A 19,580-nucleotide genomic window follows, 5' to 3' on the forward strand; every position below is an offset into this window, starting at 1 on the left:
GTCCACAAACGGCTCTACGATGTGCGGATGGACGAGGGCCAGCGTCCTGGATTCGGCGATGCCGAGATCACGGGAGCACGTTTGCGTGCGGCACGCGAAGCTGTCGGGCTCAGCCTGTCAGCGCTCGCCACACGCACGCACTTTTCGAAATCCCTTCTAGGGCAACTGGAAACCGGGGAACGTCGGATCCGGGACGAACACGTCCGCGCGTACTCCGACGCTCTCGGGATCGGGTCCGCGTTGTTCCTCGAGCCAGCCGACGGCACGCAGGCCGCCGCGGAATGGCTGGAACGGCTCGCAGCCTCGGATGTCGGCGGTGACACCCTCGAACGCCTCGAAATGGCCGTAGATGACCTGGCGTCCGGGTATCCGACCACACCGCCGGCAGATCTGCTCGCGGAAATCCGCCAGTACCTCGGTTACGCCGGGCGGCTGATGGATTCACGGATGACGCTGGGACAGCATCGGCGTCTGCTCGTGACGGCGGGGTGGCTGTCCCTGCTGGCGAGCACATGCCATATCGACTTGGGTGAACTATCCGCTGCGGCGGCGCGCGGGCATTTGGCGTGGACGCTCGCCGACGAGGCCGACCACCCGGAGATCTCGGCGTGGTGCCTGGAAACGCGGGCGTGGCAGCAGTTGACGGACGGCAAGTACGAGAAAGCGGCGAAGCTGTCCCGGTCGGCGCAGGAGATCGCCCCGACGGGCAGCTCCGCGTTCATTCAGGCGACCGCGCAGGAAGGGCGAGCAATGGCCCGGCTCGGCGACCGCACCGGCACATACAGTGCCCTGCGGCGCGTCGCTCGGCTGGTGTCCGGGCTGGGCCTGCCTGACCGGCCGGAACACCATTTCCGGTACGACCCTGCGAAGAGTGACGCCTATGTGGCAACCACGCTGTCGTGGCTTGGCGACCCAGGAGCTGAGTCCTATGCCCGGCATGTGCTCGCGGATCTGGAGAGCGCGAAGACCACCCGGCCGCGTCGGATCGCTTCTGCGAACTTGGATCTCGGGTTGGCTCTCGTTGCGGCGGGCAAGCCTGACGAGGCAGCGGACGCCGCGCTGACGGCGGTGACGTCGGGACGGTTGGTGCCGTCGAACTTCTGGCGGGTGTCCGAGGTCGTGACCGGTATCGAGGACCGCGATAGTGCGGATGCCGCGGTGGTGCGGGATGCGTTTCGCGATATCTATCCGGTCATGTAGCGCCGCGTGCGGGGGCTAGAATCGCTCGGCGGGGATGGGCTGTAACTGGCCCGTTGGCAGCCTGTCCCGTCCAATCTGAATCAGCAACAGCCCGCGCTCGATGTACCCGTGCGCGAACTAGGCGGAATTGCATTTGCTGCAACAGTTCTGCGCGATCCCTCGCGCAGCTGATCAGCATAGCTGGCTAAGTCGGGGATTCCCCATCTTGGTCTGACCTTGGCAACCTGCACGGAAACCCGACGCAACGATGATGCGTCTGTTACAAATTGGGGTGGCCGATCTCGAAGCGGGTCCGGCAAGTGCGGCGGCGGCATTGTCGCTGGCCCCCAACGTGGTTCATCTCGACCCGGAATCGGCGGTGTTCGAGTCGATGATCACGGGCTGGGAGGATCAGCAGCGCGCCCGTTTCCTGCGGAGGCAGACGATCGAGGCGCGCGTCTTGGTGGTGCGCAGGTTCGCAGTGTTCAGTGGGCAGTACCCCGTGGCAGTGGACTCCTGCCGAGGTCGACGCGTTCTTTGCCGCCATGGCCTCCGGGGTGCAGCCGAAGATGTTCTCGACCGTTCGCGGCTACCAGATGGCCCTGCGCATGTTCTGCGACTATCTCGTCGACGACCGCTACGGGTGGATAGCGTTGTGTGCCAATCGGTTCGGTGCGATCCCCACGCAGGTGCTGCATGAGTGGAACTCGGTCAGCCATGTCTCGGAATTCGAGGGGCGCCCAGGCCGGAGGGCGTTGACCTACGACGAGGTGCAGGGGTTGTTCGATGCCGCCGATGGCCAGTCGATCACGGCGTTTACGGTCACCCCAGGCGCCAGCCGGAATACGGCGATGATCACACTGGCCGCCGACCTACCTGCGGCAGTGCTCGCCGACCTGCTCGGCCTCCACCCCGTCACGGCAGTGCGGTGGGCGCGGGCAGCCAAACGCGACTGGCACAGCTACCTTGCGGAACGTCGAACCGATGCCGGCCAGGGCGGCTTTCCTGGGTGAATCGGGGAGAGCCGAAAACCCTTCGCCGCCTCGGCATGAGGTGTCTATGGTCGGCAAGGTGCCCGATGCAAGCTTTGCTCACCCACGCCTCGCGCCGATCTATGACGCTTTCGAGAACGAGCGCGCCGACCTGGCCACCTACCTCGATATCGCAGACGAGTTGCACGCCGACCATGTTCTCGATATTGGTTGCGGGACAGGATCGTTGGCCGTTCTGCTTGCCGAGGGCGGCCGCACGGTTGTCGGTGTCGATCCAGCCCAGGCATCGCTCGACGTTGCGAAGTCGAAGTCTGGAGCCGCTGAAGTCACCTGGCTGCATGGCGACGCCACCATCGTGCCGCGGCTCGGCGTCGATCTCGCGGTGATGACGGGGAATGTCGCACAAGTCTTTCTCGCAGACGGCGACTGGGCGCGCACGCTTCAGGCCATCCACGCCGCCCTGCGGCCAAATGGATTTCTAGTGTTCGAGACCAGACGTCCCGAACGTCGCGCCTGGGAAGAGTGGGCCACTGACACCCGCCCTGTTGTTCTCGATGTCCCAGGAATCGGGGCGGTTGAGCAGCGGATGGAAGTTACAGACGTCAGCCTTCCGCTAGTTTCCTTCTCCCACACTTACAGGTTCCTGACCGACGGCACCGTGCTCCGGTCGGACTCGACGCTGCGATTCCGCGATCGCGACGAACTGGAATCAAGCCTGCTCACACATGGCTATCGAGTACTGGACGTCCGAGATGCCCCCGATCGACCCGGACGCGAATTCATCTTCATCACTGCGCGCATCGACTGACTATCCGAGGAATAGCGCAGCTTTGGAATACGTGCCTACCGCCAGTCGGCTGTTCTATGTGCGGATCGAGCCGCACCCGTGCCCACAAATTGCCCACAATCACCCGTGATCGAGGGTGGTTCGGTGTGACTTACAGTTATGTGTTTTTGCAGGTAGAGCGGATATCTGTCGTCTAACCAGGGGTGAGAGGAGGGTTCAAATCCCTCCGCCACCGCTTCGGCCCCTGATCTGATATTCACCAGGTCGGGGGCCTTTTTCACGTCGCAGCGATCAGTTCGCCGGGCCGAGCCAGGTGAGGGCGGCGGTGGTCAGCGCGGCGACTCCGATGTCCAGGGTCGGCTCGATGACGGGGGCGAAGAACGGGGAGTGGTTGGCGGGGACGTCCTGGGCGAGCGTGCCCTGCTGCTGGGCGGCGGCGAAGGTTGCTGGGTCGGCGCCGCCGATGAACCAGTAGCACAGGGGTGCGCCCGAGGCCGTGGCGAAGACGCCGACGTCCTCGCTGCCGGTGGCCGGGCCGGGATCGATCACGTTGTCCGCACCGAACTTCGAGCGCAGCGCCGCGGCGGTGCGGTCCACCGCGGCGGGGTCGTTGGTCATGATCGGGAACGTGGTGATCGGCTCGATATCGGGTTCGCGCTCGGCGCCGGACGCCTGCGCCTCGGCCCGGATGATGCGCCGCACCGCCGTCAGGACCCGCTCGCGGACCTCGGGTATGAAGGTGCGGATGTTGATCTGCAGCTCGGCCTGGTCGGGGATGATGTTGTTCTGAGTGCCCGCCCGCATCGAGCCGACCGTCACGACCGCGGTGTCGCCGCCGGCGATCTCGCGCGAGACCACCGTCTGCAGCCGCAGGACCGTCGCGGCGGCCATGACCACCGGGTCGATGCTGCGCTCGGGCTGGGAACCGTGCCCGCCCCGGCCGTACAGGGTGACCTTCCAGGCGTCGGTGGCGGCCAGCGCCGCGCCGGCGTGCACCGCGAGCATTCCGGCGGGCAGCGGCATCACGTGCTGGCCGAGCACGACCTCGGGGGTGCCGAAGCGCGCGAAGAAATTGTCGTCGATCATGGCCTGCGCGCCCGCGCCGAGCTCCTCGTTGGGCTGGAAGACCGCGACCAGCGTGCCAGACCAGCTCGACCGGTCCTGCATGAGCATGCGCAGCGCGCCCAGCAGGCACGTGACGTGGACGTCGTGCCCGCACGCATGCATGACCGGCGAGCCGCTGGCGGGATCGGTCGCGGTGGAGGCGTAGGGCAGGCCGGTCTGTTCGCGCACCGGCAGCGCGTCCATATCGGCGCGCAGCAGTACCGTGGGCCCGGGGCCGTTGGCCAGCCGCGCCACCACTCCGGTCCGGCCGACCCCCGTCGTCACCTCGTAGCCCAATGCCGTTGCGCGCCGGGCGATCTCGGCCGCGGTGCGATGTTCGGCGAATGCCAGCTCGGGATGCGCGTGCAGGTCCTTGTACAGCTCGGACAGGTCGTTGCGAATGGATGCGATATCGGTGTCGAGATCGGCGATCGTCACAGCGGGCTCCTCACTGTCGCGGGAACGAGCATCGACATGCGTCGCGCCCGTCGGCCGGGATCGCGGATCCGTCAGTGGTCCGGGTGCTGATGTGGGACGACGGCCGGAACCGCGAACATCACGCTAGAACCGTAGCGCGGGCGACTCGCGGTGACCACCGCGCTACCCCCGGCTTGCCTGGGCCAGCTCGGTGAAGATGCGCAGGCCCTCGGCGACCTTGCCGGACATGATGTTCAGCTGTTCGGGCTGGAGCGGAGAGCTGGTGGCGGCGGCGTCGGCGAGGTGATCGCGGACCTGCTCCAACCACAGCTGTGCGAAGTGGATGTGGCGATCGAGAGGCATGCCACACTCTACCGCAATTCGAACACAAGTTCGATAGAAGTTTCGGGGTGTCGCGCTCCGCGCTGTGCGCTCCTTGGCGCCGAGCGCCGCCTGCCGTTAGTATTGCCCCGGAACTCCAAATCCCGTGTCCGAGAAGGGCGTCGCAGATGGACACGGGACCCTGGTCGAACCAGGGAGGAGGTGGCGACAGGTTTCACTGTGTCCATCTACCCTTTTGGAGTCATCATGTCCTTCACCCCTGCTGAGATCGCCTACCTGTCGTCTCAACGGCTCGGCCGACTGGCGACCGTTCAGCCCACGGGCACTCTGCAAGTCAGCCCGGTCTGCTACACATTCGACCCCGCCACCGGTTGCTTCGACGTGGCCGGTATGAACATGGCCGCCAGCCGGAAGTATCGCAACGTCGCCGACAACGGGCGGGTGGCCTTCGTCGTCGACGACCTCACCTCGACCGATCCCTGGCGAGTGCGCTGCGTCGAAATCCGCGGCCACGCCGAGGCGATCGTCGTGCCGTTCGAACCGGGAGACCGGCGCGGTGGAGACATCATTCGTATCCATCCGGAGCGGATCATCAGCTTCGGGATCGACGACGATCGCGAGCCGGATCAACTCACCGTGCACACCCGCGACGCCGCCGCGGAAACAATGTCCCTGGATCACGAACAGAAGCCCGCACGCGCCTGAGCCGACGGCCGCGCGGGAACAACGGGCCGAACTCGTCCACCGGTTCCTACGGGGTGCTCCCACACTCTGCAGTCCGATGCCCTGTCGTTCGTGGCGTCACGCCTCTGACCAGCTAGACCTCGACAGAGGGCGTCACGAGAGGGGCGCGGGCGTCAGGGGCGCAGCGACTGCCGCACCCGAGCGGCCTCGCGGGTGAGGTGGTCGCGCTCGGGGGCGGTGATGGCGGCCCGGGCCGCCTCGGCGTACAGGGCGGCGGCCTGCCCGAGGTCGCGGGTGCCACCCGAACCGTCGCGGAAAACTCGGCGGGCGTATCCGATGCCGGGTGACAGGCGGCGGTACGTTGGAGCCCGTGGAACTACGGATCTTCACCGAACCCCAGCAAGGCGCAACCTACGACGATCTGCTGCGGGTCGCCAGGAAGACCGTGGAGGCGGGCTTCGACGCGTTCTTCCGGTCCGATCACTTCCTGAAGATGGGCGGGGTGTCCGGGCTGCCGGGGCCCACCGACGCGTGGATCACCCTCGCGGGCCTGGCCCGCGAGACGTCCCGGATCAGGCTGGGCACCATGGTCACCGCGGCCACCTTCCGGCACCCGTCGGTGCTCGCGATCTCGGTGGCTCAGGTCGACCAGATGTCCGGTGGCCGTGTGGAATTCGGCTTCGGCGCGGGCTGGTTCGCTGATGAGCACACCGCCTACGGCATCGAGCTGCCCGACCTGAAGGAGCGGTTCGACCGGTACGCCGAGCAGCTCGAGGTCATCACCGGCCTGTGGGAAACCCCCGAGGGCGGCAGCTTCGATTACGCGGGCAAGCACTACCGCCTCGAGAACGCCCCGGCGTTGCCCAAGCCCGCGCAACGCCCGCGCCCGCCTGTGATCATCGGCGGCGCGGGCAAGAAGCGCACCCCCGAGCTCGCCGCGCGCTTCGCCCAGGAGTTCAACGTTCCGTTCGCCGACAATGCCACGGCCGCAGCGCAATTCGAACGCGTGGATGCGGCGGCTCAGGCCATCGGTCGCGAGGACGAGATCATCCGCTCGATGATGCACGTGGTGTGCGTCGGCCGCGACGAGGCCGAGCTGACCCGCCGCGCCGCCGCCATCGGCCGCGAGCTGAGCGAGCTGCGTACCAACGGCCTGACCGGCACCCCCGCCGAGGTCGTCGACAAGATCGGCCGCATCCGCGAGGAAACCGGCACGTCCCGCCTGTACCTGCAGGTCCTGGACCTGTCGGACCTGGACCACCTGGACCTGATCGCCGCCGAGATCGCCCCGCAGCTGGGCTGATTCGCCGAGACGGAATGGCTGACCCCGGCCCAGGACGGTTGGGGTCGGCCAGACCGAGGCTGGAGCGAGGAGTCAGTCGTCGTAATGGCCGCGACAGGCAATGACGGTGACCGAATCATCGTCTGCGCGATAGACGATGCGATGTTCATTGTCGATCCGTCGCGACCACCAACCGGACAGAATCTGCCTCAGGGGTTCGGGCTTGCCGATGCCCTCGGCATTGCCTTGCCGCCGTATGTCCTCGATCAGCCGGTTGATCTTCCGGAGGATCTGTCGATCCTCACGCTGCCAATGGACGTAGTCGGTCCATCCGGTATCGGTGAATGTCAGTTTCCTGCCCACTCGCCGTCGCCGCTCTCATCGGGGTCGATCAGTTCGCGTGGAGTCACTTGCCCTGCGTTGGCCTGCTCGATGCCTTTTGCCAGCCATGCTGCATTGGCTCGGTTGCTCAGCAGGAAAGTAGTCTCCTTCAGGGATTCCCACTCGGCCAGGCTGATGACGACCGCGGCCGCCTTACCGCCGGAGCGGGTGATGATGACTTCGTCGTGGTCTTCGGTGGCGGCGTCTAGTACTTCCGCAAAATTGTTGCGGGCATCGGTGGCATGCATGGCGCGCATCATGAACTCCTCTATGTCTGCCCCATGCTAGCGATTATATACGTGATTCCGTACGTAATTACGTGTTTGCGACTCCGATTGACATGATCTCCGCCGGGTCGCGTCGTGACCGGGCTGAACTCCGACGCGAGCCCCACGCTCGGGCGGAGCCGGCCCGCCCTCCGGGGAGCATGCGGTGGGTGAATACTGGCGCGATGAGCGAGGACACCGATTCGGTTCCGGCCTGGGCGCGGCGCAGCGCGGGCGAGTCTCGGCTGGCCGCGACCGTTGCCGTGCTCGCCGTCATCGCGTTGCAGTGGGTGTTGCCGGATCGGCTCACGGCGCGCCCGGCGGCCCTGATCCCCGGACTCGCCCTGATTCTGTTGGTCGTACTGATCGTGGCGAATCCGGTCCGCATCGACCGCGAGGCGCAGTGGTTGCGCTGGGCCAGCCTGGCGCTCTCGGGGCTGCTCGGCGTCGCGACCGCGTGGTCGGTTGATCGTCTGGTCGCTGGCCTCATCGACGGGCAGTTGAGCAACAGCCCCGGGGTGTTGCTCTCCTCCGGAGCGGGGGTCTGGGCGACCAACGTGCTGGTCTTCGCGCTCTGGTATTGGGAATTCGACCGGGGTGGCCCGGCCGCCCGCGCCCACGGTCGCAAGAAGTACCCCGATCTGCTGTTTCCGCAGATGCAGCTGGGAAAGCTGGTCGACAGGGAGTGGGAACCGCAGTTCGTCGACTACTTCTATCTGGCCTTCACCAACGCGACGGCGTTCAGCCCGACCGACGTCATGCCGCTGTCGCGCTGGGCAAAGGTGATGATGACCGTGGAGGCCGGAATCTCCTTCGTGACAGGGATTCTGGTCATCGCCCGCGCGGTGAACGTCCTGAAATAAGACTGGGCCCCAACCGGAAGTGGTTGGGGCCCAGCCTTTCAGGGGAGTCGAACTCAGACGCCGACCGGCTCCGGCTCGAGCTCCTTACGCTGCTGCGCCTGCAGCGCACGCAGTTTCGTGCCCTCGACGTCGATATCGGGCAGGATCCGGTCCAGCCACTTGGGCAGCCACCAGGCCGAGCGGCCCAGCAGCACCAGCAGTGACGGGATCAGCACCATGCGCACCAGGAAGGCATCGAACAGCACGCCCGCGGCCAGTGCGAAGCCCATCGACTTGGCGGTCACGTCCGGCACCATGATGAAGCCGCCGAACACCGAGACCATGATGATCGCGGCGGAGGTGACCACGCGCGCGCCGTGGTGGTAGCCCTCCACGACCGCCTCCTTCGGCGACTTGCCGTGCGTGTACTCCTCCCGCATCCGCGACACCAGGAATACCTGGTAGTCCATCGCCAGGCCGAATACCAGCCCGATCAGGATGATCGGCAGGAAGCTGACCAGCGGATGGGTCTCCTTGACCAGTCCGAGCTTGCCCTCCTGGAAGATCAGCACCGTCGCGCCGAAGGTGGCCGCCATCGACAGCAGGAAGCCCAGCGCGGCGGTCAGCGGCACCAGAATCGACCGGAACACCAGCATCAGCAGGATGAACGCGGCGATGGCGACGATCGCCATGTACGGCACGATCTTGCCCAGCAGCGCCGCGGACACATCGGCGAAGATGGCCGTGGTGCCGGTGATGCCGTACTCCATGCCGTACTGCGATTTGAACTGCGCCTCCGCGCCGCGTGCGCTCTTGACCAGGCCCTGGGTGGCCTTGTCGTTCGGCCCGGTCTTGGGCACGGCCATCAGCCGCGCACCGGTCGAGGCGGCGTAATTGTCGGCCTGGGTGGCCGGATCGACCTTGTTGGTGACCGGCTGGGTCACGAAATTCATACCCGGATACGAGGCCAGCTTGTCGTGCAGCGCCATGACCGCGGCCTGCCGCTGATCCGGCGCGACCTTGCTCAGGTCCGCGACCACGGTCAGGATGCCGTTGTTGCCGACGCCGAATCCCTCGGTGCGCAGGTCGTAGGCCTTGCGCACGGTGCTGGTGGTGGGCTGGCTGTCCTCACCGGGCAGCCCCAGGCTCAGCTTGGCGGCCGGCAGCGCGAACAGGCCCAGCACCACAATGCTCAGCACCAGCGTGACCGCGGGCATCCGGCCGATCAGCCGGCCGAAGCGCATGCCGTTGGTGACCGCGGAGCTGTCCTCGGGATCGTGCTTGGCGACGATCGGCAGCTTCGGCTTGAACAGGTACTTGCCGAACGCGCCCATCAGCGCGGGCAGCAGCGTCAGCGCCACCATGATCGCGAAGGCAGCCGCGAGCGCGCCGCCCAGGCCCATCCACGTCAGGAAGCTCACCCCGACGATGCTCAGCCCGCACAGCGCGATGATGACCGTCAGGCCCGCGAAGACGACCGCCGATCCGGCCGTGCCGATCGCGGTTCCGGCCGCCTCCTCCGGCGAATCCTGTACCGCCAGTTCGTGTTTGTAGCGCGAGACGATGAACAGCGCGTAGTCGATGGACAGCGCGATACCGATCATCGAGGCCAAGATCGTGGTGAAACTCGGAATGTTGACCACCGAGGTACCGGCCATGATCAGCGCCGAGGCCGAGCCGACGCCGACGATGCCGGTGAGGATCGGCACGAAGGCGGCCAGCAGCGCGCCGAAGGCGATCATCATCACGATCAGGGCCACGACGTAGCCGATCATCTCCGAGGCGCCGGTGCTGATCGCGTTGTTCGTGGCGATGGTGCCGTCCATCTCGACGGTCAGCCCGGCGTTGCGCGCGACGTCGGCCACGTTGTAGGCCGCGGTGCGGTCGGCGGCGGTGATGTCGGAGAACTTCTTGATCGTGAAGGGAACCTGCAGGTAGGCGACGGTATCCGCGGGCGCGGTCGACTGGTCGCCCTTGCCCAGCACGTTCAGTGGCGCCAGTCCGCAGCGCGCGATGAACGAGGGGTCGCCGCGATCGCCGCTCAGGCAGCCCATCTTCTCGGCGGCCGCGATCGGGTCCATCAGCGGCTTGCTGTGGTCGACGATGTTCAGGTCGCCGAGCTTCTGCACCAGCGCGGCGACCGCGTCGCGGTTGGCCGGGTCGGTGAGCTTCTGCCCGGCCGGTGCGCCGATCACGTACGTGCCGGTGACCGCGTCGAAGCTGAACTGCGCGGACATGCCGGGGAATTGTTTGTCGAGGATGTCGGTGGCCCGCTGCGAGGGCAGGTTGGGGATATTGAAGTCGTCCTTGACCGGCTTCTTCAGCCCGATTCCCAGGCCGCCGATGAGCAGGAAGATCAACAGCCAGACCGGGAGCACGATCCATTTTCGGCGGTAGGCGAATTTGCCCCACCGGTACAGGTATACGGACACGAGCGGTTCTCCTAGCGATCGCTTGGGACGTGTGCTGAGCGGAAATACGTAGACAGCACTCTGCGGCCTCGCCGCCTCCACGAACGTTTTCTGCCTACCGTGCGGTAGGTAGACTACCGAGCCGTAAGCGGAGCAACAACCTCGATTTAGGCGCTGCCGTCCGCTCACCCGAGGGTCGATGAGAGGATCGCGATATGGCTGTGCGCAGTACTTCCGGATCAGTTGTCGCAGGTAGAAGCACTAAGGAAGCGATCCGTGAGGCTGCGGTACGGTTATTTTCCAGCAAAGGTTTCGATCAGACGAGCCTGCGCGAGGTCGCAGATGCGGTGGGAATCACAAAAGCATCGCTCTACTATCACTATGCTTCCAAGCTTGATCTGCTGCTTGCGATCATCGAACCGATATTCGACGAGCTGCTGGCCGTGGTCGACGAGGCCGAGCAACTTCGCCGCGACCCGGCGGCGGTGCGCGAGGTGCTGACCGGCCAGCTGCGGGTCTTCCTGCGGCATCGCGACGCGGGTGCGATGTGCGTGCGCGACACCGTCGCGATCATCAATGCGATCGGCGACCGCTCGCCGGACATGGTCGATATGCACCGGCGCCTGTGCACCTGGCTGGCCGGGCCCGATCCCGATGATGCGGCCATGCTGCGGGCCAGCGCCGCGCTCGAGGTGCTCAGCGCGGTGCTGTGGTCGCACGAGCTGACGCCCGGCGCGGACGACGAGCTGCTCGAGCGGGTGCTGCTGACCGCGGCCCTGGGCGTGCTGGCGGGGGAGTGAGCCGTGCACATCTCGCCCCGCGTCGACAACGCCGTCCGGATTCTGCTGGAAATCGCCCTGGCACACCATGATTCGATCGATTCCGCAGCGGTGAAGGCCGAAGCCATCGCGGCCGCGCAGGGCATCGCGCCCAAGATCCTCGAGTCGGCCGCCGCCGAACTCCGCCGCGCGGGCCTGGTCACCAGCCGCCGCGGGCCCGAGGGCGGGTACCGCCTGTCCCGGCCGGCCGCGGAGATCAGCATCGCCGACGTCATCCGCGCCGTCGAGGGGCCGCTGGCCTCGGTGCGCGGGCAGCGTCCGGAGGACGTGCGGTACTCCGGCGCGGCCGAGCCGCTGCGGCAGGTGTGGATCGCGCTGCGGGTCAATATCCGTGCGGTGCTCGAGCGGGTGACGATCGCCCAGATCGCCGCGGGCGAGCTGCCGGAGTTCGTCGACGCGCTGACCGCCGATCCCGGCGCCTGGCAGCGACGACCGGCGCGGGAGGCCGGGGTCGCCGGCGAGGGCGTCGCTGATCTCGCGGGTGGCCGCGGGGCGTAGCAGGGAGACCGTCCGGTTCGTCACGATCTCGGCGAAGCCGTCACCGAATGCCGGTAGCCTGCAGGCATCATGTTGATCAGACTGCTCCGCACGTATGCGGCCCCCTATCGCAGGCAGTTGGCGGGTGTTGTCGTACTTCAGCTGGTCTCGGTGATCGCGATGCTCTACCTGCCGACCCTGAATGCGGACATCATCGATAGCGGCATCGCCAAGGGCGATGTCGGCTATATCTGGACCACCGGCCTGTGGATGTTGCTGATATCCGGCGTGCAGATCGTCGCGGCGGCCAGCTCGGTCTACCTCGGCGCGCAGGCCGCGATGGGCGCCGGGCGCGATATGCGCGCGGCCCTGTTGCACCGCGTCGGCGGCTTCTCCGCGCGCGAGGTCGGCGTCTTCGGCGCCCCCTCGCTGATCACCCGCACCACCAACGACGTGCAGCAGGTGCAGCTGCTGATCGTGATGAGCGTGACCATCCTGGTGATGGCGCCGATCATGTGCATCGGCGGCATCATCATGGCGTTGAAGCAGGCCCTCGGGCTGTCGTGGATCCTGCTGGTCGCGGTGCCCGTGCTGGCATTGACCATGGCGCTGATCATCTCGCGGATGGTGCCCGGATTCCGCCGCATGCAGGCGCGCATCGATGTGGTGAATCGCGTACTGCGCGAACAGATCAGCGGCATCCGCGTGGTGCGCGCGTTCGTGCGGGAGCGGCAGGAGACGAGGCGGTTCGGCGCGGCCAACTCCGAGCTCACCGACGCCTCGCTCTACGTCGGGCGGCTGTCCGCGCTGATGTTCCCCGCGGTGATGCTGATCAGCAACCTCACCACGGTGGCCGTGCTGTGGTTCGGCGGGCATTCGATCAACAACGGCTCCATGCAGATCGGCTCGCTGACCGCGATGCTGCAGTACATCATGAACATCCTGATGGCCGTGATGATGGCGTCGTTCCTGGCGATGATGGCGCCCCGCGCGGCGGTCTCGGCCGAGCGCATCTCCGCGGTGCTGGACACCGAGAGCTCGGTGGCGCCGCCGCCGTTGCCACAGGACTTCGCGGGGGATCCGGGTTCGGTCGACTTCGCGTTCGCGGAGTTCAAATTCCCGGGCGCGGAGAAACCGGTGTTGCGGGCCATCGAGTTTCGCGTCGCCCCCGGGCAGACCACCGCGATCGTGGGCTCGACGGGCGCCGGTAAAACCACGCTGATCAACCTCATTCCGCGGCTGATCGACGTGACCGACGGCGCGGTGTACGTCGGCGGCACGGATGTGCGCCACGTCGAGCTGGAAATCCTGCGCGACCAGATCGGCTTGGTGCCGCAGAAGGCCTACCTGTTCTCCGGCACGGTCGCGGACAACCTGCGCTACGGCCGGCCCGAGGCGACCGAGGACGAGCTGTGGCGGGCCCTGGAGATCGCCCAGGCCGCCGATTTCGTGCGTGCCATGCCCAAGGGGCTCGAGACGCCGATGGCGCAGGGTGGCACGACCGTTTCCGGCGGCCAGCGCCAGCGCCTGGCCATCGCCCGCGCCCTGGTCCGCAGGCCCCGCATCTACCTGTTCGACGACTGCTTCTCCGCCCTGGACGTGGCCACCGACGCCCGGGTGCGCGAGGCGCTGCGGCCCGAGACCTCGAATGCCGCGGTTATCACCGTCGCGCAACGCATTTCGACCGTCCGCGACGCTGACCAGATCGTCGTGCTCGAGGACGGCGCCATGGTGGGCCTGGGCACCCACGAGCAGCTGCTGCGCGACTGCGGCGAATACCGTGAGATCGTCGAGTCCCAGTACAGCCCGGAGGAGGCGGCACGATGAGACCTGGCATGCCCAATCCCGGCGCCCCGGGGTCCAAGGCGAAATCGTTCGGCCCGTCGCTGCAGCGGCTGCTGCGCCAGCTCGCGCCCGACCGGGTGTACATCGCGGTGATCCTGGTGCTCGCCGTGATCGCCGTCGTGCTCAATACGCTCGGGCCGCAGATCCTGGGCAAGGCCACCAACCTGATCTTCGACGGGGTTATCGGCAAGCAGTTGCCCGCGGGCGTCACCAAGGATCAGGCGATTGCGGGTCTGCGTCAGCAGGGCCAGAACCGGCTGGCGGACATGCTGTCCGGAATGCACGTAATCCCCGGCACCGGAGTGGATTTCGGCGCCGTGGGCCGTGTACTGCTGGTCGTGCTCGGGCTGTATGTCTGCGCCGCGGTATTCAGCTGGTTGCAGGGCTATCTGCTCGCCACGGTCATCAACCGGGCGGTGCGGCGGCTGCGCGGTGAGATCGAGGACAAGATCCATCGCCTGCCGCTGAGCTACTTCGACAGCAATTCGCGTGGTGACCTGCTCAGCCGCGTCACCAACGACGTGGACAACATCGCGCAGAGCATGCAGCAGACCCTGAGCCAGCTGGTGACCTCGGTGCTGACGGTGCTCGGCATCCTGATCATGATGTTCTGGATCTCGCCGCTGCTGGCGGTGATCGCGCTGATCACCGTGCCCGTGGTGGTCGTGGTGACCGCGCAGATCGCCAAGCGGTCCAAGCCGCATTTCGTCAACCAGTGGAAGTACACCGGCCTGGTCAACGCGCAGGTCGAGGAGGCGTTCACCGGACACGAGGTGATCACCGCGTTCGGCCGGATGCGCGAGGTCGGCCACGAGTTCGACCAGCGCAACGAGAAGCTCTACGAGGCCAGCTTCCGCGCCCAGTTCATCTCCGGGCTGATCATGCCGGTGATGATGTTCGTCGGAAACCTCAACTATGTGCTGATCGCCGTCGTCGGCGGCCTGCGGGTGGCCTCGGGCAGCCTGTCCCTCGGCGAGGTGCAGGCGTTCATCCAGTACTCCCGCGGCTTCAGCCAGCCGCTGACGCAGATCGGTTCGATGATGAACCTGCTGCAGTCCGGCGTTGCCTCGGCCGAGCGGATCTTCGAGGTCCTCGATGCGCCCGAACAGCTCCCCGATCCCGAGGTGGAGGATTCGCGGCCGGTCGATCAGGGCCGGGTGGCATTCGAGGACGTCTCGTTCCGCTACGAGGCCGAGAAGCCGACTATCGAGGGGCTGTCCCTGGTCGCCGAGCCGGGGCATGTGGTGGCCATCGTCGGCCCGACCGGCGCCGGCAAGACCACCCTGGTGAATCTGCTCGAGCGCTTCTACGAGATCGACGAGGGTGCTATCACCATCGACGGCGTCGACGTCACCCGGATCAGCCGTGACCGCCTGCGCTCGCGCATCGGCATGGTGCTGCAGGACACCTGGCTGTTCAACGGCACGATTCGCGAGAACATCGCGTACGGCGATCCGAATGCGAGCGAGGAGGAGATCCTGGCCGCGGCCCGCGCGGCCTACGTCGACCGGTTCGTGCACGCGCTGCCGCTGGGCTACGACACCGTGATCGACGACGAGGGTTCGGGTGTCAGCGCGGGGGAGAAGCAGCTCATCACCATCGCGCGGGCATTCCTGGCCAAGCCCTCGATCCTGGTCCTGGACGAGGCGACCAGCTCCGTGGACACCCGCACCGAGCTGCTGGTGCAGCAGGCCATGGCGGCGCTGCGGCGCGACCGCACGAGTTTCGTCATCGCGCACCGCCTCTCGACCATCCGGGACGCGGACCTGATCGTCGTCATGGAATCCGGCCACATCGTCGAGCAGGGCACCCACGAGCAGCTGCTCGGTGCCCGCGGCGCCTACCGCAAGCTGTACAGCGCCCAGTTCGCCGGGGCCGCGGTCGACCAGGACCTGATCGACCTGGACACCATCGACGCGGTCTGAGCCGTCCCTCGTCCGGAGATCGGGTGGGGACCGGGGTCGAGGCGGCACGGGGTGCTGGCAGGATGTCGGGGTGCCTGATCCCGCGTTCTCCTTCACCATCACCTCGCGCCTGGAGGGGCGGCACGGCCGGGCCGGGCTGCTGAGCACCCCGCACGGCGATATCGCCACCCCGGCGTTCATCCCGGTCGGCACCAAGGCGACGGTCAAGGCGGTACTGCCGGAGACGATGCGGGAGATCGGCGCGCAGGCGCTGCTGGCCAACGCGTACCACCTGTACCTGCAGCCGGGGCCGGACATCGTCGACGAGGCGGGCGGCCTGAGCCGGTTCATGAACTGGCCTGGACCGACGTTCACCGACAGCGGCGGCTTCCAGGTGATGTCGCTGGGCGTGGGCTTCAAGAAGGTGCTGGCGATGGAGGCCGTCGGCGTGCAGAGCGACGATGTGATCGCCAAGGGCAAGGAGCGCCTTGCGGTCGTCGACGACGACGGTGTCACCTTCCGCTCCCACCTGGACGGGTCCAAGCATCGCTTCACCCCCGAGGTGTCGATGGGCATTCAGCACCGGCTCGGCGCCGACATCATGTTCGCCTTCGACGAGCTCACCACGCTGTTCAATACCCGTGGCTATCAAGAGAAGTCGCTGCAGCGCACGCACGAGTGGGCGCAGCGCTGCATCGACGAGCACGAGCGGCTGACCGCGCAGCGCACGCATCGCCCGTATCAGGCGCTGTTCGCGGTGATTCAGGGCGCGCAGTACGAAGACCTGCGCCGCAAGGCATGTCGCGGTCTCGACCAGATGCGGGGAAGCGGCGGAACGGGTTTCGACGGCTACGGCATCGGCGGCGCGCTGGAGAAGCACAATCTGGGCACGATCGTCGGCTGGTGCTGCGATGAACTGCCCGAGGACAAGCCACGCCACCTGCTGGGCATCAGCGAGCCGGAGGACTTCTTCGTCGCGATCGAGAACGGCGCGGACACCTTCGATTGCGTGAATCCCTCACGCGTGGCCCGCAATGCGGCCATCTATGTCGAGCAGGGGCGATTCAACATCAACACCAGTCGTTTCAAGCGCGACTTCACCCCGATCGACGAGACCTGCGACTGCTACACCTGTGCCCACTACACCCGGGCCTATATCCACCATCTGTTCAAGGCCAAGGAGATGCTGGCGGCCACGTTGTGCACAATTCACAACGAGCGCTTCACCATTCGGCTCGTCGACCGGATTCGCGCGAGCATCGAGGGCGGATACTACGACGAATTCAAGGCCGAGGCGCTCGGCCGCTGGCAAGGGCGGATCAAAACGCCTTAGGCACAACGTGTTTCGCTCGGCACGTCCCATTCCCGTCGATCCGGCGTGCTCGTGGCCGGAATCTTGCGGTCCCGGCCACAAGCACGCCGGGACGACGGGATGCATCGCACCCGCCGGACCGACGGGTGGGTACTGCACGGCTGGGACGCCGGGCGGTCAGCTGTAGATCGCCGCGCGCTCCAGCGGCGCGTAGCTGGGCTCGCGCTTCTTCAGGTAGGCGATCCAGCGGTAGCTGATCGGCATGATCATGCACTCGACGAACGTCTTCCAGACGAATCCGACCAGGACATAGTTGAAGAAGTCGCCCCAGGTGTTGATCCCGATGGCGGTCGCGGCGATCGAGCAGAACACCAGGGTGTCGCCGAATTCGCTGGCGACGGTGGACCCGAGCAGGCGCGCCCACAGGTGCTTCTCCTTGGTGCGCTCCTTGATCAGCATCAGCGTGATCGAGTTCAGGAACTGGCCGACGACGTATCCGGCCAGGCCCGCCAGCACCAGCTGCGGGGTGGTGCCCAGGACGGCCTTGAACGCGGGCTGGTCGGTGTAGAAGTTGGCAGCGGGCAGCCGGATGGCGATCTCGAAGCAGGCCACCATCAGCGCCAGCATCGAGAAGCCGATGTAGATGGTGCGCCGGGCGGCGCGGAAGCCGTACACCTCGCTGAGCACGTCGCCGATGACGTACGAGAGCGGGAACAGGAAGAAAGCGCCGTCGGTGGTGATCGGCAGGACGTTGATCGGCCCCAGCGTCATATGGCTGTGGGTGAAGAACTGCACGCCCTTGGTGGCGCAGATGTTGGAGATCATCAGGGTCGTGACGAACAGGGCCACGACGATGGTGAAGTGCTGGCCCCCCACGGTCCGCGCGAATGACGCGTGCTCGACCGCGGGGCGCCCAGACTCGTCGGCTTCTAAGGTATTTCTAGTCTCGCTCACGAGGTAGGGACGATACCGGCATAGCGGTACGGCCGTCTCGCCGTCGCCGTGCCTTGCCCCCGTGTGCAATGAAATGCTGTTTACGGCCCGCACCCACTAGTCTGGGCCAATGACGAATCCCGGCGATTCCGACGAGTGGTGGAAACAGTACGGCGGCGAGGGAGTGCCGTCGGAGTCGGGGGGCCACGCATCGGTACCGCCGCCTCCGCCGGCGCCGTACGGTTCCAACCCTCAGAATCCGGCGCAGCCCATGCCCCCGCAGGGGCAGCCCTTCCCGAGTTATCCACAGCCGGCCCCGCCGCCGCAGCCCTATGGCCAGCCCGCGGGATACGGTCAGCCCGCCCCGGGGTACCAGCCGTACGGCTATGCACAGCCGCGTACCAACAACGGCCTGGCGATCGCCTCGCTGATCACCTCCGTCGCCGGGTTGTTCACCTGTGGTGTCAGCTCCATCGTGGGGATCATTCTGGGGATCGTCTCGCTGAACCAGATCAAGCAGCGCAACCAGGACGGCCGCGGGCTGGCGCTGGCCGGAATCTGGATCGGTGTGGCCTTCATCGTGCTGTGGATCGCCTACTGGGTGTTCGTCGCGATCCTTGCCTCACAGGGCAGTTCGACCAGCTGATCGACAAAACGCCAGGGGCGCACCCGATTACGGGTGCGCCCCTGGCGTATGCGTTGGTGGTGCTCAGCCCTTGACGACCTGGGTGCCGCCGGCGAGCCGATCGTGGAAGCCCTGCTTGATCGGGGACTGCTCGATCGTCACCATCATGCCGATGATCATGCCGATCTCGGCGAGTTGGCCGACACAGTAGATTAGGCCGACCACCAGAAACAGGTTGCGCATGAACGCCTGCTGGAAATCGGGCCGGGGTGCGCCGTTGGGGCCCAGGACCCGCAGCCCGAGGATTTTCTTTCCGACTGTGGCGCCCTGGGTGGCCTCCATCAGTATGTAGTACGCAACACCGATGATGCCGAAGAGGAAGCTGCCGAGTAGCGACGCGATCAGGCTGTGCATCGTGAAGTTGATCAGCGTGTAGAGGATGCCGCCTGGGATGCCTACGATCACGCTGTCGATCACCCGCGCGCCGATCCGGATACCCAGATCGGCCGGCTGCGCCATCCCGAATCCCGGCTGCCCGAACGGCGCCTGGCCGAAGGCCGGGGGCGTCTGGCCGTAGCCCGGCTGGCCCGGCTGTCCGAATTGCTGCTGCCCGTAGGCATCCTGCGGCTGCCCATAGGGCTGTCCGGCGCCCGGCTGCCCAAACTGCTGCTGTCCGTACGGATCCTGGGGCGCGCCCTGCGGGTACGGCTGGCCGGGCTGACCTGGCTGGCCGTAGGGCTGCTGCTGGCCGGGCTGACCCGGCTGGCCGTAGGGCTGCTGCTGTCCGTACTGCTGCCCGGACGGATCGGGCTGCCCGTACTGCGGCTGCCCCGGCTGCCCGTACGGCTGTGGCCCGGATTGTGAATACGGCTGGGGCTGACCGGCTTGTGGGTACGGCTGGCCGTACGGCTGCCCGCCCTGGGGGTTGTTGGGATCGTACCCACCGCTCGTCATTCTC

The 19,580-nt window shown here is 66.6% G+C and carries 20 protein-coding genes; 13 read left to right on the forward strand and 7 right to left on the reverse strand.

The genetic code is table 11. The features are described 5' to 3' along the window. Positions 1-27: 27 nt before the first annotated feature. The 3 genes from KO481_RS02015 to KO481_RS02025 all read left to right on the forward strand — a co-directional run bounded on the left by KO481_RS02015 (position 28) and on the right by KO481_RS02025 (position 2,979). A complete protein-coding gene (locus KO481_RS02015; protein ID WP_215915184.1) occupies positions 28-1,200 on the forward strand; it encodes a helix-turn-helix domain-containing protein in 1,173 nt (390 codons plus the stop codon). A 524-nt stretch (positions 1,201-1,724) separates the two neighbouring features. Beyond that, positions 1,725-2,192: a site-specific integrase gene (locus KO481_RS42685; RefSeq protein WP_245400227.1), complete on the forward strand. Its 468-nt coding sequence runs from the start codon at positions 1,725-1,727 to the stop codon at positions 2,190-2,192. 46 nt (positions 2,193-2,238) lie between these two features. Beyond that, entirely contained in the window at positions 2,239-2,979 is a 741-nt protein-coding gene (locus tag KO481_RS02025; RefSeq protein ID WP_215915185.1) for a class I SAM-dependent DNA methyltransferase, read from the forward strand. 270 nt (positions 2,980-3,249) lie between these two features. Here KO481_RS02025 and KO481_RS02030 read toward each other — a convergent pair whose 3' ends face one another. Both KO481_RS02030 and KO481_RS02035 read right to left on the reverse strand, forming a co-directional pair. Next, the gene (locus KO481_RS02030; protein ID WP_308166348.1) at positions 3,250-4,494 is read right to left on the reverse strand and encodes an amidohydrolase; all 1,245 of its coding nucleotides are present in this window, start codon (positions 4,492-4,494) and stop codon (positions 3,250-3,252) included. 168 nt (positions 4,495-4,662) lie between these two features. After that, positions 4,663-4,842: a DUF6374 family protein gene (locus KO481_RS02035; protein ID WP_215915186.1), complete on the reverse strand. Its 180-nt coding sequence runs from the start codon at positions 4,840-4,842 to the stop codon at positions 4,663-4,665. Positions 4,843-5,067: 225 nt separating this feature from the next. Here KO481_RS02035 and KO481_RS02040 point away from each other — a divergent pair, with 225 nt between their 5' ends. Further along, a complete protein-coding gene (locus KO481_RS02040) occupies positions 5,068-5,526 on the forward strand; it encodes a PPOX class F420-dependent oxidoreductase (RefSeq protein ID WP_215915187.1) in 459 nt (152 codons plus the stop codon). 349 nt (positions 5,527-5,875) lie between these two features. Next, positions 5,876-6,808, forward strand: coding sequence for an LLM class F420-dependent oxidoreductase (locus tag KO481_RS02045; protein WP_215915188.1), 933 nt, complete (start codon positions 5,876-5,878; stop codon positions 6,806-6,808). A gap of 72 nt (positions 6,809-6,880) precedes the next feature. Here the strand turns inward: KO481_RS02045 and KO481_RS02050 are convergent, their stop codons facing one another. Together KO481_RS02050 and KO481_RS02055 are read right to left on the reverse strand one after the other, a co-directional pair. Next, positions 6,881-7,150, reverse strand: coding sequence for a Txe/YoeB family addiction module toxin (locus KO481_RS02050; protein ID WP_215915189.1), 270 nt, complete (start codon positions 7,148-7,150; stop codon positions 6,881-6,883). Continuing rightward, positions 7,135-7,428, reverse strand: a complete 294-nt coding sequence (locus KO481_RS02055; protein WP_215915190.1) for a type II toxin-antitoxin system Phd/YefM family antitoxin — start codon at positions 7,426-7,428, stop codon at positions 7,135-7,137. Before KO481_RS02055 ends, KO481_RS02050 begins: the two co-directional genes overlap by 16 nt. A gap of 191 nt (positions 7,429-7,619) precedes the next feature. Between KO481_RS02055 and KO481_RS02060 the strand changes: the two genes are divergently transcribed. Then, positions 7,620-8,297 carry a DUF1345 domain-containing protein gene (locus KO481_RS02060; protein WP_215915191.1) on the forward strand — a complete coding sequence of 226 codons (678 nt, stop codon included), beginning with the start codon at positions 7,620-7,622 and terminating at the stop codon, positions 8,295-8,297. Positions 8,298-8,350: 53 nt separating this feature from the next. On the opposite strand, the gene KO481_RS02065 is transcribed toward KO481_RS02060, so the two are convergent. Then, the gene (locus KO481_RS02065) at positions 8,351-10,708 is read right to left on the reverse strand and encodes an MMPL family transporter (protein ID WP_215915192.1); all 2,358 of its coding nucleotides are present in this window, start codon (positions 10,706-10,708) and stop codon (positions 8,351-8,353) included. Between the two features lie 194 nt (positions 10,709-10,902). Between KO481_RS02065 and KO481_RS02070 the strand changes: the two genes are divergently transcribed. The 5 genes from KO481_RS02070 to tgt all read left to right on the forward strand — a co-directional run bounded on the left by KO481_RS02070 (position 10,903) and on the right by tgt (position 17,085). Then, positions 10,903-11,487 (forward strand): TetR/AcrR family transcriptional regulator, encoded by a 585-nt coding sequence (locus KO481_RS02070; RefSeq protein WP_215915193.1) that lies wholly within the window; start codon positions 10,903-10,905, stop codon positions 11,485-11,487. Between the two features lie 3 nt (positions 11,488-11,490). After that, positions 11,491-12,024, forward strand: coding sequence for an RrF2 family transcriptional regulator (locus KO481_RS02075; protein ID WP_215915194.1), 534 nt, complete (start codon positions 11,491-11,493; stop codon positions 12,022-12,024). A 69-nt stretch (positions 12,025-12,093) separates the two neighbouring features. Continuing rightward, entirely contained in the window at positions 12,094-13,830 is a 1,737-nt protein-coding gene (locus KO481_RS02080; RefSeq protein WP_215915195.1) for an ABC transporter ATP-binding protein, read from the forward strand. Beyond that, complete coding sequence (locus KO481_RS02085) at positions 13,827-15,773, forward strand: ABC transporter ATP-binding protein (protein WP_215915196.1); 1,947 nt, start codon at positions 13,827-13,829, stop codon at positions 15,771-15,773. The genes KO481_RS02080 and KO481_RS02085 overlap by 4 nt, the downstream gene beginning before the upstream one ends. A 70-nt stretch (positions 15,774-15,843) precedes the next feature. Beyond that, positions 15,844-17,085 carry a tRNA guanosine(34) transglycosylase Tgt gene (gene tgt / locus KO481_RS02090; protein WP_215915197.1) on the forward strand — a complete coding sequence of 414 codons (1,242 nt, stop codon included), beginning with the start codon at positions 15,844-15,846 and terminating at the stop codon, positions 17,083-17,085. 156 nt (positions 17,086-17,241) lie between these two features. On the opposite strand, the gene KO481_RS02095 is transcribed toward tgt, so the two are convergent. After that, positions 17,242-18,018 (reverse strand): queuosine precursor transporter, encoded by a 777-nt coding sequence (locus tag KO481_RS02095; RefSeq protein ID WP_308166243.1) that lies wholly within the window; start codon positions 18,016-18,018, stop codon positions 17,242-17,244. Positions 18,019-18,127: 109 nt separating this feature from the next. Here KO481_RS02095 and KO481_RS02100 point away from each other — a divergent pair, with 109 nt between their 5' ends. After that, on the forward strand, positions 18,128-18,643 hold the full coding sequence (locus KO481_RS02100; RefSeq protein ID WP_215915198.1) for a DUF4190 domain-containing protein: 516 nt from the start codon (positions 18,128-18,130) through the stop codon (positions 18,641-18,643). Positions 18,644-18,706: 63 nt separating this feature from the next. Here the strand turns inward: KO481_RS02100 and KO481_RS42690 are convergent, their stop codons facing one another. After that, positions 18,707-19,141: an RDD family protein gene (locus KO481_RS42690; RefSeq protein WP_245400384.1), complete on the reverse strand. Its 435-nt coding sequence runs from the start codon at positions 19,139-19,141 to the stop codon at positions 18,707-18,709. On the opposite strand from KO481_RS42690, the gene KO481_RS42695 reads away from it, so the two are divergent. After that, a complete protein-coding gene (locus KO481_RS42695; protein WP_245400518.1) occupies positions 19,031-19,486 on the forward strand; it encodes a hypothetical protein in 456 nt (151 codons plus the stop codon). The two genes, KO481_RS42690 and KO481_RS42695, sit on opposite strands and share 111 nt — an antisense overlap. Positions 19,487-19,580: the final 94 nt, after the last annotated feature.

The organism is Nocardia albiluteola (assembly GCF_018860155.1).
GTDB classification, from domain to species: Bacteria; Actinomycetota; Actinomycetes; order Mycobacteriales; family Mycobacteriaceae; genus Nocardia; species Nocardia albiluteola.